Annotated in this window: 22 protein-coding genes; 21 read left to right on the forward strand and 1 reads right to left on the reverse strand. The window is 28.3% G+C overall.

The genetic code is table 11. From position 1 onward, the window contains the following. The first annotated feature begins 2 nt into the window (after positions 1–2). From rplE to F0310_RS02490, 17 genes are all read left to right on the forward strand, one after another. On the forward strand, positions 3–551 hold the full coding sequence (gene rplE / locus F0310_RS02410; RefSeq protein ID WP_182117366.1) for a 50S ribosomal protein L5: 549 nt from the start codon (positions 3–5) through the stop codon (positions 549–551). Positions 552–566: 15 nt separating this feature from the next. After that, positions 567–752, forward strand: a complete 186-nt coding sequence (locus F0310_RS02415; protein WP_182117367.1) for a type Z 30S ribosomal protein S14 — start codon at positions 567–569, stop codon at positions 750–752. Positions 753–761: 9 nt separating this feature from the next. Further along, positions 762–1,160: a 30S ribosomal protein S8 gene (rpsH, locus tag F0310_RS02420; protein ID WP_182117368.1), complete on the forward strand. Its 399-nt coding sequence runs from the start codon at positions 762–764 to the stop codon at positions 1,158–1,160. Positions 1,161–1,177: 17 nt separating this feature from the next. Next, positions 1,178–1,720 carry a 50S ribosomal protein L6 gene (rplF, locus tag F0310_RS02425; RefSeq protein WP_182117369.1) on the forward strand — a complete coding sequence of 181 codons (543 nt, stop codon included), beginning with the start codon at positions 1,178–1,180 and terminating at the stop codon, positions 1,718–1,720. 20 nt (positions 1,721–1,740) lie between these two features. Beyond that, entirely contained in the window at positions 1,741–2,100 is a 360-nt protein-coding gene (gene rplR, locus F0310_RS02430) for a 50S ribosomal protein L18 (protein WP_182117370.1), read from the forward strand. An 11-nt stretch (positions 2,101–2,111) separates the two neighbouring features. Then, positions 2,112–2,606 carry a 30S ribosomal protein S5 gene (gene rpsE / locus F0310_RS02435; protein WP_182117371.1) on the forward strand — a complete coding sequence of 165 codons (495 nt, stop codon included), beginning with the start codon at positions 2,112–2,114 and terminating at the stop codon, positions 2,604–2,606. A 3-nt stretch (positions 2,607–2,609) separates the two neighbouring features. Further along, entirely contained in the window at positions 2,610–2,924 is a 315-nt protein-coding gene (gene rpmD / locus F0310_RS02440) for a 50S ribosomal protein L30 (protein ID WP_182117372.1), read from the forward strand. Continuing rightward, complete coding sequence (gene rplO, locus F0310_RS02445; protein WP_182117373.1) at positions 2,917–3,357, forward strand: 50S ribosomal protein L15; 441 nt, start codon at positions 2,917–2,919, stop codon at positions 3,355–3,357. Before rpmD ends, rplO begins: the two co-directional genes overlap by 8 nt. Before the next feature lie 16 nt (positions 3,358–3,373). Then, on the forward strand, positions 3,374–4,678 hold the full coding sequence (gene secY, locus F0310_RS02450) for a preprotein translocase subunit SecY (RefSeq protein ID WP_182117699.1): 1,305 nt from the start codon (positions 3,374–3,376) through the stop codon (positions 4,676–4,678). A gap of 8 nt (positions 4,679–4,686) precedes the next feature. Further along, positions 4,687–4,800: a 50S ribosomal protein L36 gene (gene rpmJ / locus F0310_RS02455; RefSeq protein ID WP_002557090.1), complete on the forward strand. Its 114-nt coding sequence runs from the start codon at positions 4,687–4,689 to the stop codon at positions 4,798–4,800. 9 nt (positions 4,801–4,809) lie between these two features. Further along, complete coding sequence (rpsM, locus tag F0310_RS02460) at positions 4,810–5,187, forward strand: 30S ribosomal protein S13 (protein WP_182117700.1); 378 nt, start codon at positions 4,810–4,812, stop codon at positions 5,185–5,187. Positions 5,188–5,214: 27 nt separating this feature from the next. After that, a complete protein-coding gene (rpsK, locus tag F0310_RS02465) occupies positions 5,215–5,604 on the forward strand; it encodes a 30S ribosomal protein S11 (protein ID WP_182117374.1) in 390 nt (129 codons plus the stop codon). Between the two features lie 11 nt (positions 5,605–5,615). Next, positions 5,616–6,647, forward strand: a complete 1,032-nt coding sequence (locus tag F0310_RS02470; protein ID WP_182117375.1) for a DNA-directed RNA polymerase subunit alpha — start codon at positions 5,616–5,618, stop codon at positions 6,645–6,647. 17 nt (positions 6,648–6,664) lie between these two features. Beyond that, positions 6,665–7,036, forward strand: a complete 372-nt coding sequence (rplQ, locus tag F0310_RS02475) for a 50S ribosomal protein L17 (protein ID WP_182117376.1) — start codon at positions 6,665–6,667, stop codon at positions 7,034–7,036. A gap of 74 nt (positions 7,037–7,110) precedes the next feature. Further along, positions 7,111–8,652, forward strand: coding sequence for a ribonuclease Y (gene rny / locus F0310_RS02480; protein WP_182117377.1), 1,542 nt, complete (start codon positions 7,111–7,113; stop codon positions 8,650–8,652). Beyond that, positions 8,642–9,433 carry a TIGR00282 family metallophosphoesterase gene (locus F0310_RS02485; RefSeq protein ID WP_182117701.1) on the forward strand — a complete coding sequence of 264 codons (792 nt, stop codon included), beginning with the start codon at positions 8,642–8,644 and terminating at the stop codon, positions 9,431–9,433. Before rny ends, F0310_RS02485 begins: the two co-directional genes overlap by 11 nt. After that, the gene (locus F0310_RS02490) at positions 9,414–10,217 is read left to right on the forward strand and encodes a TlyA family RNA methyltransferase (RefSeq protein WP_182117378.1); all 804 of its coding nucleotides are present in this window, start codon (positions 9,414–9,416) and stop codon (positions 10,215–10,217) included. The genes F0310_RS02485 and F0310_RS02490 overlap by 20 nt, the downstream gene beginning before the upstream one ends. Here the strand turns inward: F0310_RS02490 and F0310_RS02495 are convergent. Next, on the reverse strand, positions 10,204–10,968 hold the full coding sequence (locus F0310_RS02495; protein WP_346010448.1) for a GerMN domain-containing protein: 765 nt from the start codon (positions 10,966–10,968) through the stop codon (positions 10,204–10,206). The genes F0310_RS02490 and F0310_RS02495 overlap by 14 nt on opposite strands. Before the next feature lie 95 nt (positions 10,969–11,063). On the opposite strand from F0310_RS02495, the gene der reads away from it, so the two are divergent. From der to F0310_RS02515, 4 genes are read left to right on the forward strand one after another with little or no spacing between them, the layout of a single operon-like run. Further along, entirely contained in the window at positions 11,064–12,368 is a 1,305-nt protein-coding gene (der, locus tag F0310_RS02500) for a ribosome biogenesis GTPase Der (protein WP_232535957.1), read from the forward strand. Then, positions 12,365–13,615: a hypothetical protein gene (locus tag F0310_RS02505; RefSeq protein ID WP_182117380.1), complete on the forward strand. Its 1,251-nt coding sequence runs from the start codon at positions 12,365–12,367 to the stop codon at positions 13,613–13,615. Before der ends, F0310_RS02505 begins: the two co-directional genes overlap by 4 nt. A gap of 5 nt (positions 13,616–13,620) precedes the next feature. Then, the gene (locus tag F0310_RS02510; RefSeq protein ID WP_182117381.1) at positions 13,621–14,307 is read left to right on the forward strand and encodes an HAD family hydrolase; all 687 of its coding nucleotides are present in this window, start codon (positions 13,621–13,623) and stop codon (positions 14,305–14,307) included. Positions 14,308–14,326: 19 nt separating this feature from the next. Beyond that, the gene (locus F0310_RS02515) at positions 14,327–21,184 is read left to right on the forward strand and encodes a SpiroCoCo family coiled-coil protein (RefSeq protein ID WP_182117382.1); all 6,858 of its coding nucleotides are present in this window, start codon (positions 14,327–14,329) and stop codon (positions 21,182–21,184) included. Position 21,185 lies beyond the last annotated feature (1 nt).

The raw sequence follows: 21,185 nt of genomic DNA on the forward strand, positions 1-21,185 counted from the left end.
TCATGAGTTATGTTCCTGAATTGAAGAGATATTATAGGAATAATATTATAAAAGAACTTGTTGAAGAATTTCAGTATAAATCTATTATGCAGGTTCCTAAAGTAGATAAAATAGTTGTTTCTATGGGTGTTGGAGAAGCTGTTAAAAATAAAAAACTTTTAGATTCGGCCGTTGTTGAGCTTAGTCAAATTACAGGACAGCTGGCTATAAAGACTAAAGCTAAAAGAGCTATTGCTGGATTTAAGATTAGACAAGGGCAACAAATCGGAGCTAAGGTTACACTCAGGGGTAATATTATGTACGAATTTTTGTATAAGCTTATAAATTTAGCCTTGCCTCGTGTTAAAGATTTTAGAGGGGTTAACGGTAATTCTTTTGATGGCAATGGTAATTATTCTTTTGGAATATCAGAACAAATAATATTTTCTGAGATAGATTATGATAAAATAGAGAGGATATCTGGCTTGAATGTTACAATAGTAACAACGGCTTTAAATGATAGAGAAGGGAAAGCTTTGCTTTCCAAATTTGGTATGCCATTTAGTAGTTAAAGGAGTTTGTATTTTATGGCTAAAAAGTCAATGATAATTAAGGCTTTACAAAGGCCAAAATATAGAACAAGACAAAAAAATAGATGTAAATTGTGTGGACGTCCGAAGGGATATATGAGAGATTTTGGTATGTGCCGTATATGCTTTAGGAAATATGCATCTTCTGGATTAATTCCTGGTGTTTCAAAGTCAAGCTGGTAAGGAGAATTTATGGCAGTTACACATTCAGTTGGAGATATGTTAACTAAGATAAGAAATGCAAGTAGAGTTAGGCATGAATCTGTAGAAATAAAGATGTCTAAAATAAATAAATCAATTTTGAATATTCTTAAAGAAGAAGGGTATATTAAAGATTATAATTTTTTTGATAGAAATGGAATTTTTTTTATTAAGGCAATATTAAATTATGATAATAAAAGAAATCCGGCTATAAATAAAATAGAAGCTATCTCGACTCCTGGAAGAAAGGTATATTCTTCATATAAAAATATGCCTAGAATAAAAAACGGATATGGAATATTAATTGTATCTTCTTCTAAAGGTGTTATTACTGGGAAAAAAGCTAGAGATAGTAGGGTGGGCGGAGAGCTTATTTGTTCAATTTGGTAAAAAAAGGGGGGATATAGATGTCACGTATTGGTAAACTTCCTATAAAAATTTTAAGTTCTGTTAAAGTTGATATTAATGGTAATTTGATAACGGTTGAAGGGAATAAAGGTAAGTTGAGTCAGGTGATAAGGAATGGCATTAAGGTTAGAGTTGAGGATAGTAGCATTATTGTAGAACGTTCTTTTGAAGATAAGCAAACAAGGGCTTTTCATGGTCTTTATAGGAGTTTGATTTTTAATATGGTTAAAGGAGTAACGGATGGATTTTCGAAATCCCTCACTATTAATGGTATAGGTTACAGAGTTGAGCAGCAGGGGAGAAGTCTCTTTTTTAATTTAGGATATTCAACTCAATTTGAATATGTGATACCTGATGGTATTTCTATTAAGCTTGATAGTAATGCTAAAATTGCTGTTGAAGGTATAGATAAATGTAAGGTTGGGCAAGTTGCTGCTGAAATTAGAAGATTAAAAATGCCAGAGCCTTATAAGGGTAAAGGAATTAAATATGATGATGAGGTAATTAAACGAAAAGTAGGGAAGTCAGGGGTAAAAAAATAAATTTTAAGTGAGTATTATTTATGAAAAAAATAAGAGAAGCTGAAAAAAGAAAAATCAAACGAAAGAAAAAAATAAGAGATAGAATTGGTCTTGGTGTTGCAGGCAGACCTAGAATTACTGTTTTTAAGTCCAATAAATATTTTTATGTTCAAGTTATTGATGATATAGTTGGGCATACTTTGGCAAGTGTTTCGACTATTGAAAAAGATCTTAAATTGAATAAGAATATTGATGATGTAAAGAAGCTTGGTGAGATACTTGCAAATAGACTTAAAAATAAAAATATAAGTAAACTTATTTTTGATAGGAATGGTTATAAGTATCATGGTCTTATTGCAGATTTTGCAACCTCTTTGCGTGAAGCTGGTATTGATGTTTAGGAGGAAATAGGGTGGAAGTTCAAGCTAATAAAAAACAAATAGAAAAGTTAATATCTCTTAATAGGGTTACTAAGGTTGTAAAAGGAGGTAGAAGATTCTCTTTTGCTGCTTTTATGGTTGTTGGTGATGGAGAAGGTCAAGTTGGATGGGGCTTTGGTAAGGCCAATGATGCTAGTGATGCTATAAAGAAGAGCTCAACAAATGCTAGAAAAAATTTACGTTCTGTTCCTATTAAGAAGGGTACTCTTCCTCATATGGTTATTGGTGATTTTAAGAAGGCTAAAGTTTTAATTAAGCCAGCTACTGAGGGTACTGGAATTATTGCGGGTGGGCCTGTCCGTGCTGTAATGGAGGCTGTTGGGGTTCATGACATCTTAAGTAAGTCTATTGGTTCAAATAATGCTATGAATGTGGTAAAAGCAACTTTTAAAGCGTTTGATCTAGTTTTAGATGGTAGAAATGTGGCTGGAGTAAGAGGAAAAACTTTAGGAACTTTATGGGGTTAATTTATGATTAAGAGAAAATTAAGACTTCAGCTTAAGAATACTAGATTTAAAGCTTTCAGATCTAGATTTAAAAATAAGGCTTTTATTAGGAGGATGGAGAATAATAGAGAAATTATTTCTAAGGGTGATAACATTAAGATTGAGGTTAAACTTAAGAGAAGTTTGATTGGTAAGTTAGACAACAAGGTTAGGACATTGAGAGCTTTGGGATTAAATAGAATAGGAGATATAAGGGTACATAACTTAGACAAATCAATTAGAGGAATGCTTAATGAGGTAATTAATATGGTTTTAATAAGTGAGGTAAAAAATGATTAAGTTGAAGACACCTTTGGGTGCTAATAAAACTCGGAAAGTTGTAGGTAGAGGTCCAGGATCTGGTCTTGGAAAGACATCTGGAAGAGGACAAAAAGGACAGAAAGCTAGGAATACCTCACCAAGACTTGGGTTTGAAGGGGGTCAGACTCCTCTTTATAGAAGACTTCCTAGAAGAGGATTTTCTAATCATGACTATAGATTAAGATATGAGATTGTGGGTCTTGGAGACATAGAGAAAAATTATGAGAATGGAGATTTAGTAAATCATGATACTTTATTTAAAAAGAGGCTTGTAGGTAAAGATTCTAAGAACATTAAAGTTTTAGCTAATGGTAAACTTACTAAGAAGGTAAATTTTGAAATTTCTCGTATTTCAAAAGCAGCTGAAGAAATTGTAACAAAAATTGGTTGTAATATTAAATTAGTAAATTAGCTTGAATGGTAGTGAAATGAAAGATTTGTTTTTCAATTTATTTAGTATTAAAGATTTAAGGATTAAATTTTTGTTTACTCTTTTTATTCTTTTTATTTTTAGAGTAGGTTCTTATTTGCCAATACCAGGAATAGATCCTGTAGCTCTTAAGAGTTATTTCAAGACACAATCAGATTTTTCAATCACTAATTATTTTGATTTTTTTTCAGGTGGTGCTTTTAGTAATTTTTCTGTTTTTATGCTTAGTATAGGTCCTTATATTTCAGCATCAATTGTTATCCAGCTTCTTGTTTATTCTTTTCCTTCTCTTAAAAGGATGCAAGAGGGAGATGGTGGAAGAAAAAAGATCAAGAAGTATACAAAGTATTTAACAATTATTGCTGCAATTGCCCAGGGATACGCTACTAGTCTTTATGCTAGGAGCATACCAGGAGCTCTTAATATGCCTTTTAATAGGTATATTTTTATTGCTATTTTAACAGTTACTACGGGAACTTTTATTCTATTATGGCTTGGTGAGCAAATTAATCAGAGAGGAATTGGAAATGGTGTATCTTTAATAATTTTTTCAGGAATAGTAGTTAGACTTCAGGCAGCTTTGTTTAATTTATTTCAAGGAATGAGGGACCCTTCTAAAAATATTAATCCTGTTTTTGTAATATTAATTTTAAGCATTTTTGTTGTGGTTATAGTGTTAATTATATATGAGTATAAGGCTCAAAGAAGGATTGCTATACACTATGCTAGGGTAAACTCAAGAAATTCTGTAAGTTCATATTTGCCAATAAAACTTAATCCATCAGGTGTTTTGCCTGTTATTTTTGCATCTGTTCTTATTACTTTGCCTTTGCAAATTTTGAGTGGCTTTGCTGAAACTTCTGTTCTTGCAAGGCAGTTTTTATCTTATTTAAGGCCTAATGGAATGTATTATACTTTATTAAATATAGTTTTGATAATAGGATTTACATATTTTTATTCTAAAATACAATTAAGTCCCAAAGATATAAGTAATAATATTAGAAAAAATGGAGGGACTATTCCAGGTATAAAGGCAGATGAAATGGAGAGTTATTTGGATAGTATTATGAATAGAACGTTATTTTCAGGCTCTATTTTTTTGTCTATTATTGCAATAATTCCGTTTTTGGTGCAAACTATTTTTAGATTTCCTTATGATGTTTCAAGGATTATGGGTAGTTCTTCATTGCTTATTATGGTTGGTGTAGCGCTTGATACATTGATTCAGATTGATGCATATCTAAAGACACAAGGAATATCTAATAGAAATAATAAGAAGTATGCTTTTTTACAAAAAATTTAGGGGTATTTATGAAAGTTAGGGTAAGTGTAAAACCAATTTGTGAAAAATGTAAGGTAATAAAGAGAAAAGGTGTCTTGAGGATTATTTGCGATAATCTTAAACACAAACAAAGACAAAAATAAGGGGATATGATGGCTAGAATAGCAGGAATAGATTTGCCTAATGGTAAGCAAATTAAAATAGCTCTTACATCTATTTATGGTATAGGAAGAGCTAGAGCTTTAGAAATTTGTAAAAAAACAGATATTTCACCAGATAAAAAAGCTAAAGATTTAGATAATAATGAAGTTAATAAGCTTAGAAAAATAGTTGAAAGTGATTATGTTATTGAGGGAAAGCTTAGAAGTGAATTGGCTATGTCTATTAAAAGGCTTATGGATATTGCATGTTATAGAGGGCTTAGGCATAGGAAAGGATTACCTTTAAGAGGACAGAGAACAAAAACTAATGCAAGAACTAGAAAGGGTAAAAGAAGAACTGTGGCTAATAAGAAAATAGCTGCTAAATAAAATTGTTTTGTTTATGGAGGAAGAAGGTTGAATATAAAATTATCAACTAACAAAAGAAAAGTAAAAAGAAATATTGGAGAGGGAAATATTTATATACAAGCTACTTTTAATAATACAATTGTAACTGTATCTGATATAAGGGGTAATACTTTGGCTTGGGCAAGTGCTGGTGGTATGGGGTTTAAGGGTGCTAAGAAATCAACTCCTTATGCTGCTCAGATAACTGCTGAAGCTGCTTTGGGTAAAGTTAAAGATTTTGGGATTAATTATGTACATGTTTTTGTTAAGGGACCAGGGGTCGGTAGAGAGTCTGCTATACGAGCTGTTGGGTCAACGGGTATAATTGTTAAGTCAATTTCAGATATCACTCCAATACCCCATAATGGATGCAGGCCTAAAAAAACAAGGCGAGTTTAGTGGAGGAGTTAATGTCTTTAGAGAAACTTTTGAAAGATTTTACCATACCTGATAGAATTGAGTTCTTAAGGGGAGAAGATAATGGTTCCTATGGAAAATTTACAATATATCCTTTCGAAAAAGGCTTTGGTGTTACAATTGGGAATACGCTAAGACGAGTTTTATTATCTTCTATTGAAGGATATGCTATATCTGCTATGAGGATTCAATCTAATCAAGGAGGATCTTTAAGGGTTGTTTCAAGTGAATTTGATTTAATACCTGGAGTTGTAGAAGATACTCTTGAAGTAATTGCTAACATTAAAAATGTTCATTTAAAGTTAGACAAAGGAATTAATAATACAGTGATAAATTTTTCTGTTAATGGTAGAGATACTAATGTTTTAAAGGCAGGTCATCTTGAAAGAGAAGGAGTTGAAGTATTAAATAGGGATTTGGTAATTGCTACTCTTTCAAGTAATGCAAGTTTGGATTTTGAGTTTCAAGTTAATTATGGAAGAGGTTATGTTTCTTCTGAGCACAATGCTAAATATTTAGAAGAAGTTAATACTATTGCTATTGATTCTATATTTTCTCCAATCCAAAAGGTATCATATTCTATTGAAGACACTAGAGTAGGGCAAAGATCTGATTATGATAAGCTTATTATGGAAATATGGACAACAGGCGTTATTAGTGCTAATGATGCTATTAAAAAAGCTGCTTCTATAGTGCGGGAATTTTTACTTCCATTAGTAAATTTTGAGGATAAAATTGTTCAGTCTCTTGAAAATTCTGAATTTAAAGATTCTGATTTGCTTAATATGAGTGTTGAAAAGTTGGATTTATCTGTTAGATCTTTAAATTGTTTGACTAAAGAAAATGTTAAAACTTTAGGAGAGCTTATTAGTAAGACTTCAGAGGAGCTTTCAAGAGCAAGAAACTTTGGGAAAAAAAGTTTAGAGGAAATTATTGAAAAGCTTAGTTTTTATGGGCTATTTTTAGGTATGGCTAGGACAGAAGCTCTTAAAGTATTAAGTAAGAATGATAAAATATCTAAGTAAAAGGAAGACTGTTTTGTATGAAGACTAGGGTAGGATTTAATAGATTAGATAGAAAATCAAGTCATAGAAAGGCACTTTTGAGGAATATGATAACTTCTCTTTTGAGGCATGAGAGGATAACTTCTACTAAAGTTAAGTTAATTGAGGTTAAGAGGTTTGCTGAGAAGTTAATTACTAGAGCAAAGGTTGATAGCGTACATAATAGAAGAGAAGTGTCAAAGTTTATACATGATAAATATATTCTTAATAAATTATTTACCAAAATTTCTCCCATTTTTAAAGAAAGAAAGGGTGGTTATACTAGGGTTATTAAACTAGGTCAAAGATATGGAGACTCTGCTGAAATGGCTATTCTTGAGCTAGTTGATAAAACCTTAGAAGAAAAGTAATAGTCTTACATATTAAGTATTTCCTTTTTAAAGAGTTATATTTAATTAAGTTTAGAGAATAAGAGGTAAATTGTATGTTGTATATTACTTTTTCTTCTATTCTTGCTTTCATCATAGGAGTTATATTAGGTTTTGCAATAAGGATTATTTTAGGTAGATTTTCTTTATTAAATTTAGATAAAAAGCTAGAAAAGAAAAAAGAAGAAGCAATTTTAGATATAGAAAATGAAAAAAAGCAAATTATTTCAAATACAAAAGCTCAATTGCTTAAAGAAAAGAATCAGCAAGAAAAGGAAATAAGAGAGAAAAAAAATGAAATTTTTAACTTGGAAAAAAGATTATTACAAAGAGAAGACGCATTAGATAAAAGAATGTCTGCTCTTGATAAACAGCAAAGTAGAATTGATTCTAAGGGTAAGGAATTTGAACAAAAAGAAAAAATAATAAGAGAAAAAGAGATTTTTTTACTTAAAAAATTAGAAAATATTTCTGGTTTAACAAAGGAAGAAGCAAAAAAGATTATCATTGAAAAAATTGAAAATGAATCTAGAAGAGATTCTCAAATTATTATTAATAAAAGCGAACAAGAGGCTCAGCTAATAGCAGATAAGCTTGCAAAAGATATATTAGTTTCTACAATGCAACGTATGGTTACAGAGGTTAGCTCTGAATTTACGATTGCTTCTGTTGCATTGCCTAATGATGAGATGAAAGGTAGGATAATTGGGAAGGAAGGACGTAATATTAGAGTCCTTGAAACTTTAATAGGGGCAGATATTATTATTGATGATACTCCTGAAGCTGTTGTTATATCTTGTTTTAATCCAGTAAGAAAAGAAATAGCTAAGAGAACACTTGAAAGACTTATTACAGATGGTAGAATTCACCCTGCAAGAATTGAAGAAGTTGTTCATAGCGTAACTAATGAGATAAATAATATTATTCTTGAAGAAGGAGAGAAGGTTGTATTTGATTTAAATATTCATGGGCTTGATAAAAGACTTATTAGGGGACTTGGTAGACTTTATTTTAGAAGTAGCTATGGACAAAATGTTTTAAGTCATTCAAAAGAAACAGCAATAATAGGCGAAATTTTAGCTAAAGAGATGAAGTTAGATCCTGTTGTTGTAAAAAGAGCATGTCTTTTACATGATATTGGTAAAGGAATGGAAAGCATTTCTGAAAATAGTGAAGGTCATGCTATTACAGGAGCTGAACTTGCTCAAAGTTGTGGTGAGAGTGATGTTGTTGTTAACGCTATTGCTGCCCATCACAATGAGATAAAACCAGAAAGTCTTGAGGCTATTGTCGTTCAAATAGCTGATGCTATTTCTGCCTCTCGTCCAGGTGCAAGACGTGAAAGTTTAAATAATTATATAAATAGACTTAAAAGATTAGAAGAAATTGCTTATAGTTTTGAAGGTGTTCAAAAATGCTATGCAATTCAAGCCGGACGTGAGATTAGAATTATTGTTGATAATTTATTAGTTAATGATGAGAAGGCTACTATGCTTGCAAGGAATATTGCAAAGAAAATAGAAATTGAAATGAGGTATCCTGGTAAAATCAAAGTCACTATTATTCGTGAGACCAGAGTTATTGAATATGCAAGATAGTGCTATTATTAGGACTTTATTAATTGGAGATATAATAGGCGATGCAGGATTAAAAAAGGTTTTTTTTGATCTTAAGACTCTTAAAAATAAATATAATATAGATCTTGTTATTGCTAATGGAGAAAATTCATCTGGTGGATTTGGAATTAATCCAGAAATAGCAGAAAATCTTTTTAAAGCTGGTGTTAATGTTATTACTACTGGTAATCATGTTTATTCTGATCCTAGTATAAAAGAATATTTAAATAAGCAGAAATATATTTTAAGGCCAAATAATTTTTCAGATTTACTTGAAGGTCATGGTTATTGTATTTTAGGTATAAGAAATGAAAAGGTTGCTGTTATAAATATTCAAGGATTTTTAGGAATGACTTTTATTGTTAAAAACCCTTTTGAAAACATAAAAAAGTTTGTAAATATGATTGGGAATAAGGTTAAAACTATTTTTGTTGATTTTCATGCGGAGAGTAATTATGAAAAAGAAAGCTTTGGATATTTTTTAGATGGATTTGTTACAGGAGTTGTAGGTACTCATACTCATATAATGACTCAAGACGAAAGAATTTTAGAAAAAGGAACTGCTTATATTAGCGATCTTGGTATGACTGGTAGTTTAAATTCTGTAATAGGATTTAGCCCTGAAATTTCTCTTAGGGGATTACTTGAGTATATAACTTTACGGACAGAGGTGATTGAAGATAATGTTGTTATACAGGGTGTTGTTATTTCTTCTGATTTGAAAACAGGACGTGCTTTGAAAATTGAAAGAATACAGAAATAGTTTACTTAATTTACTTTGTAAAAAGTATCCTAATTTGACAAGGGAAAAGCTGAGAATATTAATTTTAACTGGTAAAGTGTATGTCAATTCTCATAAAGAGAAAAATCCTAAAGCCTTGCTCTTAAAGAAGAGTGTAATAAGTTTAGCACAAAATGAAACCAGTCAGTTTGTTTCAAGAGGAGGATATAAACTTTTAGAAGCCTTAGAAGCATTTAAAATTGTTGTTAAAGATAAAATTTGTGTTGATGTTGGGGCTTCAACTGGTGGTTTTACAGATTGTCTTTTGCAGAAAGGAGCTAAGTTGGTTTATGCAATTGATGTTGGATTTAATCAGCTTTCTTATAAACTGCGAATTGATCCAAGAGTTAGAGTTTTTGAAAGAACCAATATATTTGATATGAATAAATTTGAAATATTTCCCAATCTAGCTGTTATTGATGTTTCTTTTAGGTCTTCGGTTAACATATGCGCAGATATGCTTAATAAACTTTCTGATGGTTTTATTATTGCTCTTATTAAGCCTCAATTTGAACTTAAAGGATTAGATTTAGACATAGAAAATTTTAGTGGTGTAGTTGAGACTAGATATCTAGATAAAATTTTAGATAAGATAGTTAGAAAATTTTATGCTAAAAATCTACAAGTTAAGGATATATTAAAGCTTAAAATCAAAGGGAAAAAGGGAAATCAAGAATTTATGTTTTTGGTTACTAAGAACAGCTTATTAGATCTTGGGAAATCCCTTGGACTACTTAAAAATCTTAATTGTATTAATACTTATTAAATTTTTTCTTATCTAAGATACCTGAAAAGTTTAAATTTAGGTCTTCAAGTATTACTGGATTATTTTCAATTTTTAAAGTTATTCCATTAATGCCTTTAATTTCAAGACATGTTAAAATAATTTGGTTTACCTGATTGATAATTCCTTCTACCCCAAAGCTATTTTCATAAAATTCCTTAGAAAGGTTAATGTTAGCAATTCCATCATTTATGCTTAAATTTAATATTTTAGTATTAATAGGAATTAAACTTAAAAAGTTGTTTTTAAGTTCATATTCATTTGGTCCATTAATAAGTGCTTTTAATGTTTCTTCAAGAATATTTTTGTCATAGTGAATAGTTCTTTTGATATCTTGCTTTAAAAAATGTCCTTCAGCAGTAACTTTTATGAAATATAGCTTAACTATTTTTTTCTTTTTTAAAATTTTTTGTTGTTGATGTTTAAATTCTTCTTCAATTTTTTTTATTTCAGGGGGCCTAATTAAGAATTTTTCATTACTGACTATTTTAATGGCTTCTTTTTTTGTGTTATCTAGCTCTGCTTCTATTACTTTATTAGGTTTTGATGAATCAAATTCAAAGTATTCATAATTATTAATTTGTTCATTGAATATATTTTTAATTAATGAATTTTTAATTATTAGTAATAGGCAAAATCCTGTCAGAAAAATGGCAAATATTACTAGGAATATATCTATTTTTTTAACACTATTTTTTTTTCTCCTATGCTTTTTTTTTCTTTTCAACTGAATATCCGCCTGTAATTGGCATAAACATACAATATTTGATATTATAATAAAAATAGCTATATAAAGAAAGAGGCAAATTATTTTTGATTAATTCTAAGATACAAGATTATAGTAATGTTTTTATTTTAGGCAGGCCAAATGTTGGAAAGTCTACTTTATTTAATAAGCTTTTAAACTCAAAAAGAAGTATTACAGATAAAACTTATGGTGTTACGAGAGATTTAATTAAAGAGATATGCGAGATAGATTTTTATAGATTTTATTTGGTTGATACTGGTGGATTTACACTTTTAAAGGATGAACTTAGTAAAGTTATAGCTGACAAAGTTATAAATTTACTTGATAGTATTGATTTAATTTTACTTGTTTTAGATATAAATGAAATATTATCAGAAGATTATGAACTTATTGAGAGACTTAGAAAATATAGCAATAAGATAGTCTTGATACTAAATAAAATAGATAGCCAGAATAAGCAATCTTTGGCTTATGATTTTCAAAAATTGGGGTTTAGAAAAAGCTTTTTAGTGAGTGCAATACATGGTAAAGGAATTAATTCTTTAAAAAATTTCTTAAAAAATTCAATTGGTAAATTAAAAGTTAATGAAGAAAATATTGATATTAAAATTGGCATTATAGGAAAACCAAATTCAGGTAAATCTACTCTTATTAATTTTTTAGCAGGATATGAAGTTTCAATTGTTTCTCATAAAGCTGGAACTACAAGAGATTTTGTTAAAACAAAAATTCAAAGGAATGGAAAGACATTTGAAATTATTGATACGGCTGGGATAAGAAGAAGATCAAGAATAGATGGACTTATTGAGTATTATTCTGTAAGTAAGGCTTTAAGAGTAATTGATATGGTAGATATTGTATTTTTATTAATTGATACTAATGAAGACTTAACAGCTCAAGATAAGAAAATTGCTCATTATGCAGTTAAAAAGGGAAAGGGTATTATACTGGTGTTTACCAAATGGGATTGTGTAAAGATAAAGAGTGGTTATTTTGAAGCTATAAGAGATCGTCTTAATTTCTTTTTCCCGGTTTTAAAGTTTGCTCCTGTATTAAGGATATCAGTACATGAAAAAATAGGGTTGGATAATCTTTTCAAAGAAGCAATTAGACTTAAAAAACAGCTTGAACTTAGGGTCAATACAGCTGATTTGAATAAGATGTTAAATTTTTGGACTAAGGATTATCATTTAAGTGATGCACATAAAATAAAATATATAACTCAGGTTAGTGTTAACCCTGTTAAATTTATTTTATTCGCTAGTAAAGTAACTAATTTTCCCAATTCTTACTATAATTATTTAGTAAATAATATTCGTAAAATTGGTTATAAAAATATTCCAATATTAATAGAAATGAGAGAAAAGGCAAGAATCTTAAAGTGATATATATACTTTTATTTTTAGTCATTATTAAATTAGATGTTTTAGGATTTGAAAATTTTGTTTACGATTTTACTATTAGATCAAGCTATACACAACATTTTAATTCAAGCAGTAATAAGAAGAAAATGAATCCTCAAAAACATTATACTACAGATGGCTATTATGTTGAGGTTTCAAATTCAATAATTGGAGATTATGTTTACTATTCTTTTTTTAATCGAAAAGAAAGTGTGTCTTATATTCTTCCAGGTTCTTATGTAGTTAAAGTTGGGAAAAATGGTATTGAACAGGTAAAAATATTTTTTATACATAGAGCTGATACTTTTATTAGAATAAAAGCAAGTGGTATAAATTCTAGTGCTGACTTTTATTTAATAAATACTTTAATATATAAAGATATTAAATTACCCTTTAAAATTAAAGATATTGCTACTGGTTCTTTTCTTGATATAGTTAAATATGTTAGTAATTTTATTGATTTAAAACTTTTTGATCCTAAATATTTTAAAGAATATGAGAATGTTTCTCATATTGTTGATAACTTTAGAAAGTTTTTAAAAACTTTTTCAATTGCTGAGGTTCCTGATGGCGCTATGAGTGAATTGGGAGAAATGGTATACATTAAAACGGGTGCACTTCAAGGTGATGTTGAAGGATTTAATTGTTCTGGATTTAGTAAATGGGTAGCTGATTCAATTTATAATACAATGACTGGAAAACTCTTAAAAATAGAAGATCTTAAAGTGAGACATATTGGAGTTAGGGGTAATAGTTTTACTGAACAGTATGAATTTAGTAAAGATTTATTTTTTGCTCTTGATTGGATTCGTAATATTGGATACAGGCTTAAGTATATTAATACTGACTTGGTTTTGGATAGGGTTAAAGAAGCAGATGTAAATAATATTAGTTTTTTAAACTATATTGAAAATCGTGGATATGAGATAGATAATTTAGAGTTTATTTTATATTATTTGACTTTAAATGAACCTGGTTATATATACTTTGGATCTGTTAATACGACAATGAATGGATTGCCTGGGAAGGTATTTCATAAACATGTTGTTGTACTATTCCCATTTATTGATAAAGATACTATTTTTAGAACTTCTGTGATGGAAGTTAATAATGAAACTTCAATTAAGTCACTTAGGGATAGATATCCAAATTCATATATTCATTTAGTTAGAGTGAAAGCTTTAGAAAATGTGACCGTAGTTCCAATACCAAGAAGGATAAATAATTAGATATTATGATAAAAGCTGTGGTATTTGATCTTGATGGGACTCTTTACCCTGAAATTAATATAAATTTAATAATGTTTCCTGAGTTTGTAAGAAATATTAAATTTTTTTTAGCTTTTAAAAGAGTAAGGAAAGAAATAAGAGTTTTACAAAAAGGAATAAGTGATCCTTCTAATAGAGATAAGTTAATGTCTATGCAAATAGAAATGCTTTCTATGTATTTAGGATTTAGTAAGAGCAGATGTGAATTTTTATTAAATAAAATTTATTATGGTGAAGCTTTTGGAAATAAATTTAGAAGGTTTAAGCCTTATTTTGGCATTCATGATTTAATTTATTCTCTTAAATCTAAAGGAATAAAGTTGGGAGTAATGTCAGATTTTCCGATTACAACTCGTGTAAGTAATTTATTAGGAATTAAGGATAGTTTTTGGGATGTTCTTTATTCATCAGAAGATACTGGTTATTTAAAGCCAAATAAAATGGCTTTTTTGAGAATTATGGATGAGCTTGGTATTCAAAGTAATCATGTTTTATATGTGGGGAATTCTTATGAGTATGATATTTTAGGTGCTTGTGATGTTTTAATGAGAACTGCTTACTTTTCTCGTAAAAAATTATTAGATAATATGAAATGTGATTTTATTTTTAGTAATTATAAAGATTTGCAAGAATATATACTTTTAAATATATAGATTATGGGTAAAATATTTTATGATAGATTTTGTAACTATCCTAGTTAATCTTTTATTAGTTTTTGTAATTCTATTTATCTATAGACAGTATGATAGACGTTCAAGAGCTTTAGATAAGATTAAAAAGTTTGTTGATATTGCTAAGGATAACCTTGAAGATTTTATTGAAGATAAGACAAAGGAAATTAATAATCTTGCTGTTGATATGGAAGCTTATCAACGTTCTAGCATAGAAATTATAAAAAAAATAGATGAAGTTCAACAAAAAATTAAAAATAAAAGTAATGATTTTGCAGAAGTGGAGAAAAAGATTGCTTATCATGACTCTATGCTTAAAGAGTTAGATGACATGACTCTTAAAGTTCAAGATAATATACAAAGACTTCAAGTTGATGGAAAAATCGTAGATAAGCTTTCAAAAACTTTAAAAAATTTTAATGTTCAGATTGATTCTATTGATTCTAGATTGATTTCGGTTTTTGAAAAATTTGATAAAAAAAATAGGGAAAATCTTGAGGCAATTAAGATTGAAAGCTGGGAGAAGTTTGATATCACTGTTAAAGATCTCAATTTGCGAATGAATAATTTAGATCAGGAGCTTATATCTTATCAAGAGTCTTTAGTAATGCTTGAGGAGAGAAAAAATGAAATTTTAGATAAAGGAAATGATAAGCTTGCAAATGAATTTAAGGAATTTTTATTTAAAATTGAGTCTAGTATAGATAATTATAATAAAAAGATGGAAGAATCTTTTTTTGCTTATGAGGATAAATATAAATCGATAGAAAATTATATTGAATCTATTCTTGAAAAGGCAAAATCCAGAGTTAATGAAAAGGAAGATTTTATTTTAACTAGACTGAATGAGGAGTTACAGCTAAAGTTTGATGAAGTGTTTATGTATGTTAATGAGCGTTCTGAGCAAATGAAAGATAAGCTTGAAGATAAACTTATCTTCATTGATAATGAAATTTCTTCTGTAAGTTCTGTTTTTAAAGATAATGCTTATTCTAGGTTAAATTCTATTGAGGAGACCATAAAACAAGAAATAAGGCAATATGAGGAACAAGTGGCAGATATTTTTGATCAGTTTAGAGTTCAGATTGAATCTAATGTAAGGGAAATTTATAAAGAATATGACAACAAAATAAATCAGTTTAATAATGATATAAGAGAGAGAATAGAAATTAGCTTAGATGATGCTAACTCTAGAATGGAAAGTGTAGAGAACAATGTTAAAACATTGTTAGATGATCTTGATGAAGATTCTAATAAAATATATGTTGAATTTAAGACAAAAGTAGAGGGAGACATTGATAAATTTAGTGAGAGTGTATTTTCAAGAATGAATAAAATTGGGGGTGAATTAGAAACTAAGATTTTAAATATTGAAACAGATGTGCAAGATAAGATGCTTAAGTTGAATAATGAATTATATGCAGATTTTAAAAAAATCAATGATAGGCTTATTAGTGATTATTCTTATTTAGATGAAAGTATTAATTCTAGGTATGAGGCTCTCATAAAGTCTTTAAGTTTAAAAAGTAGTGATTTAGAAAATCAGATTGAAAGTAAATACAAGAATATTGTAGATAAACTTGAGGGTGACATTGATAATTTTTCTACTAGATATAATGAAAAATTTGATAGAATTTTTGAAAAATCAAATATTGATTATCATAATTTTGAAATTACTAGTAAAAAATTGGAAGATGAGATTAGGTCTTTGAATGATTTATTGGTTAAAGACTTTGAGATTTTAAGGGGAGATTTTGAATCCAATTTAATTAGTATAAGTGATGATATTAGTAAGGAAATATCTAGTTTAAAGAATAATTATAGTGATGATATAGGCCGATTTGTTAGTGAAATGGAGTCTACTAAATTAAAGTATGAAGAATGGCAGGAAAGGGTTAATTCTAATTTAGAGAATATTGAATCCCATTTAAATAAAACAAATGAAGAATTTTTAAGTTTGATTGAAGTACAAAGATCAAGGGGAAAGGAACTTAGCGAAAATATCTTTAATGAACTCTCAGAGCATATAAAGAACAAGTCGATGGATGTGCATAGCAATTGGAAAGAAGAGCTTATTGCTTTAAATAAATCTTTACTTGATATTAAAATTTCAAGTGAAGAATTGCTTTTATCCGCTTCATCAAAAATGGAGTCTTTAGAAAGAGATATTAGTGAAAGATTTGAATATGTTTCTTCAAAAACTGAAGATCTTGAAATTTCAGTATTAGAGAAGTATAAAGAATTAAAAGATATGTCATATACGAAGGGAGATGAGATTTTATTAGGTATTAAAGAGTTTATTGATAACCAAGTTGAAATAATCCATGATAAGGTTATTATGGCACTTAATGGACTTAATGAAGGTTTTTCTAATAAAGAAGAATTAATTCGGGATAAAATAGAGGAGTTTGAATATAGGTTGAAAGATTTTAAGCTTGAAGGAGAGGATATTTTAAATAGTTTTAGGACTGACCTTGACTCGTTTATTGAGACTAGGGTACAAAAAATCTCTGAAATTAAAAACGAAAATCAGAAACAGATAGACGGTTTTTTAAGTACGATAACAGAAGATATTTTAAGTAGAAAAGATATGCTTAATGTTGAAATAGACAGTAAGCTTAATGATTGGCAAAGAAGATTAAGTGAAATAACTGTTAATATTGAAAATATATTATCTTCAGGAAAGGTTGATATAAATTTAGTAGATTCTGAGATGACTTTAAAAATTAAGGAATTAAAAACTACTATTGAAGGTCTTGATAGTTATTATCTTGAAAAAATAGATGAATTTAGACATCAAGGGAGCATATATTCGGATGAGTTACTGAAAAATATTATTACTCATTTTGAAGCGGATACTAAGGAAATAGAGGAAAATTTATCTAAGAAATTTGCTAAAGTGTTAGAAAAATCTGAAGAGTTCGTTAAAGAAGTTGACAGTTTATTACAGGATAAAAGAACAGATATTACTTCATTTCAGGCTAATATTGATATTACTCTCGATTCTCTTAGTTCAAGATTTAATGATTTAAATAAGGAGATTAATGAAAAATATAATGAAGTGATACTTAATTCTAGGGGCTATTCAGAAATTCTTTCAAATAAATTAGAGAATGAAATAGTATATGAGATTGAAGATATAAACAGGAAATTAACAGATAAAATAAACGTTATGAGTAAGAATATTAATGAAGAGTTACAAAGTTTTAAATCATCCTTTGATATGTCAAAATATCAAGTTGAAAATTTTGAAGTCAAGATTAAGAACTTAATAGAAAATGAAGAGATAAGAATTAGTAAATTTTTGGAAGAAATTGAACAACAATATGAAGATAGAAAAAAAGAAGCTATTAACTACAAAAAAATAATGGATAATGATGTTATTCAATTAAAAGAGCAGTTTGCAGAGATAATTAATGATCTTAAGAATAATATTGAAGATAAATCTGAGTTTTTAAATGATCTTTATAAAGAGAGATTCAAAATTATTGAAAATAATCTTGAAGAGAGATATTCAACATTTTTAATTGAGAGCGAGGGTGCTATTGCAAAGATTAGAGATGAAGTATACAAGACAATTACTGATAATGATGAAAAATTAAGGATAAAAATATCTGAGATGGACCGCAATTTTGAGATAGTGGAAGAAAGGTCAAAAGAGATTTTAGAATTTGAAGAAAGCCTAAAAAAGAGAATAAGTGAGAACAATGATACTATAAGCTATCAATTTGATGTGATTAAGACAGATATTGAGAAGGAAATGAAAGCTCAATTTGATTCCTATATGATTAAAACAATTGTTTCAATCGATGAAGAGATTACAAAATATGAAAGTGGGATTAATAATAAAATATCTTCTCTTAAATTGATTGAGAATAGTTTTAGAGAAATTGAGAAAGAACTTAAAGATAAAATAGGTAGATGTCATAATGAAATAAACAATGTTATTGGTTTAAAGTATAGTGAACTTGAGGATAAGTATAATGAGAAACATGATTTAATAGAGAGTAAGATAAATGAGAGAAGTAGTTATGTAGAAGGATTGATATTAAATAAGTATAGTAAGCTAGAGAATGAGTACAATGAAAAACAGGAATTGATTGAGAATAGTTTTAGAGAAATTGAGAAAGAACTTAAAGATAAAATAGGTAGATGTCATAATGAAATAAACAATGTTATTGGTTTAAAGTATAGTGAACTTGAGGATAAGTATGATGAGAAACATGATTTAATAGAGAGTAAGATAAATGAGAGAAGTAGTTATGTAGAAGGATTGATATTAAATAAGTATAGTGAGCTAGAGAATAAGTACAATGAAAAACAGGAATTGATTGAGAATAGTTTTAGAGAAATTGAGAAAGAACTTAAAGATAAAATAGGTAGATGTCATAATGAAATAAACAATGTTATTGGTTTAAAGTATAGTGAACTTGAGGATAAGTATATTAATATGCAACGTGATATGGAGAATAAGTTAAATTCATATATTTCTGATTTAGAAGAGGGATTTAATCATTCAAATACAAGGATGACTAGAGAAATTAGAGAGCAATTAGATAAACTTGAAGAACTTAAATTAGGTTTAAATAATATTGAAAAAGATATCATAAAACTTAAAGAAGATTCTTATCAAAATGTTTCATCACATTTAAAACTTATTGAAGAGGATTTTTTTGAAGATTTAAGTAAAAAAAGTGAGCATTTAAAAACTTCTATAGAAAATTTTGTAGAATTATCAGATCAGAGAATTGAAAATTTAGAAAGAGATATAATTAATAGTTTGGAAGATAAATCATTCCTTATAAGAAATTTTAAGGTTGAAGTTGAACAAGAACTTGTACGTAATAAAGAGAATTTTTACTTGGAATTTAGTAGAGAATTTGATAATAGAAAAAGAGATACAGAAAGTAGAATAAATTCAATGGAAACAAGTGTTGCTAGTCGTATTGATAAATTTATTGAATTCATAGATAATCGTCAAAACAATATTGACTCTTGGTTTTTAAAAGTTAAAGATGATATGAAAAATTGGCAAGAAAGCACCTATAAGGCACTTGAAGAGAGAACAGACATTGCAGAAATAAGTGTAAAAAGAATTGAAAGTGATATTTCTGTTATTGAGAATACATTGAGGGTTATTAAAGATACTGTTGATCAAAGAACAGAAGAAATTTTTGGTAATTTGCAAGAAGACATTAAGAAATTTAAAAACAGCTCTAGCATTAATTTAAAAAATATTGCAGACGAATTTAAGGATAGAGTTTTAAATATTGAAAAAGTAATCGATTCTAAAATGGAATCTCTAGACGAGAAAGTTAATTTTCATATTAAAGAGATTGGAGCTCAGATGGAAGCTATGACTTTAAGCCAGCAACAAGATATTGAAGTTAAAATAGGAGATGCTAATCAAAAATTAGAATATGAATTTGGTTTGATAGTTGAGAGACTTGAAAAAGAAAAACAAGAGATTGCGGACAAATTTTTAGATAATAAAGATAAGTTTGAATATCAAATGAATATTATGAAAAATAATATTTTAGAAATTTCTGAGAAACTAAGCACCTATAGGATTGATATTGAGAAAACAATAAGGGAGAGTTATGATTCTTTTTCCAATTCAATAAGACAGGATTATATTTCATTTGAAAATGAAATTAGGAATAGTTTTAGTTACTCAGAAGAAGAAATTAGAGTTTTGAAAGATGGATTGAATATTCGTGTTAATCAGATGGAAGTTGAACTTAAGAGTATGTATGAGAAGATGATTAAAGGAATAGAGGATGATGTTTCTCAGTTTAAGTTGAAGATATTGGATTATGATAGTGAGTTTGGTCATTTTCTTGATAAAGTTAAAAGTGATTTGATTTCATATAAGGCTGATTTGAGAGAGGAATTTGATAGCCATTATGCTACTATAAGTGTTCAAGTTGAAAAATACAAGAAGCTTGAAGTTGAACTAGAGAAAAACAATGAGATTCTTAACGAAATTTATTCTTTCAAAGACAAATTGGAAAATTTATGGGGATCTTTAGCTGGTGAAATGGGACTTGTTCAAAACTATAAGAAAGAATTTGAAAAAATTAATAAAGAAATTAATAATATTCAAAATCAGTCGTCAGATATTTTAGATATATTTAATGATTTAAAGACTCACCAAGCAGCCTTTAAAGATATTAGAGAGGAGTTTAATCAATTTCTTGAGTTTTATGCTTCCTTTAAGGATAGGTATAAGAAATTTAGAGAAACTTATGATGAAATTCAGATTTATAAAACTAAGCTTAAGGAAATTAGAGATGAACAGAACCGTATCTTTGATAATTATGATAGGATTATTAATAAGGAGAGTATATTAAAAACCACCATAGAATCTGTTGATAAAAATTTTGACTTAATAATTGAAATAGAGAATAGAATGCAGGTATTAGTTAAAGAGAGTTTAGAATTTCAGGAAAGTCTTGGTGAATTAAAAGTTATTATAGAAGAACTAATGGTGAATAAGAATTTATCGCAAGAAGCTTTGGGTAATGCTCAGGCGCTTAAGGGAATCCTAGTAGAGATTGAAAATAAATTAGAACACACTAGAAATATAAGAGAGAAGATTGCAAAATCAGAAACTAGATTAGAGAACTTAAATTTTGCTGCGGAAGAAAGAATAAAGACGCTCGGAATTCTCGTAAAAACAGAGTCTAAGTATAAAGATAATGTTGGTCTTAATAATGAAACAGTCAGAGATTCTGTTGTTAAGCTTATGAGGCAGGGTTGGAGTGCCTCAGAAATTTCAAGAGCTACTAAATTATCTGTTGGAGAGGTAGAGCTTATTTTGGAACTTGGAATTAGTAGTAATAAAGGTGAAGATTAAA

The sequence above is a fragment of the Borrelia sp. A-FGy1 genome (assembly GCF_014084025.1).
Classification (GTDB): Bacteria; Spirochaetota; Spirochaetia; order Borreliales; family Borreliaceae; genus Borrelia.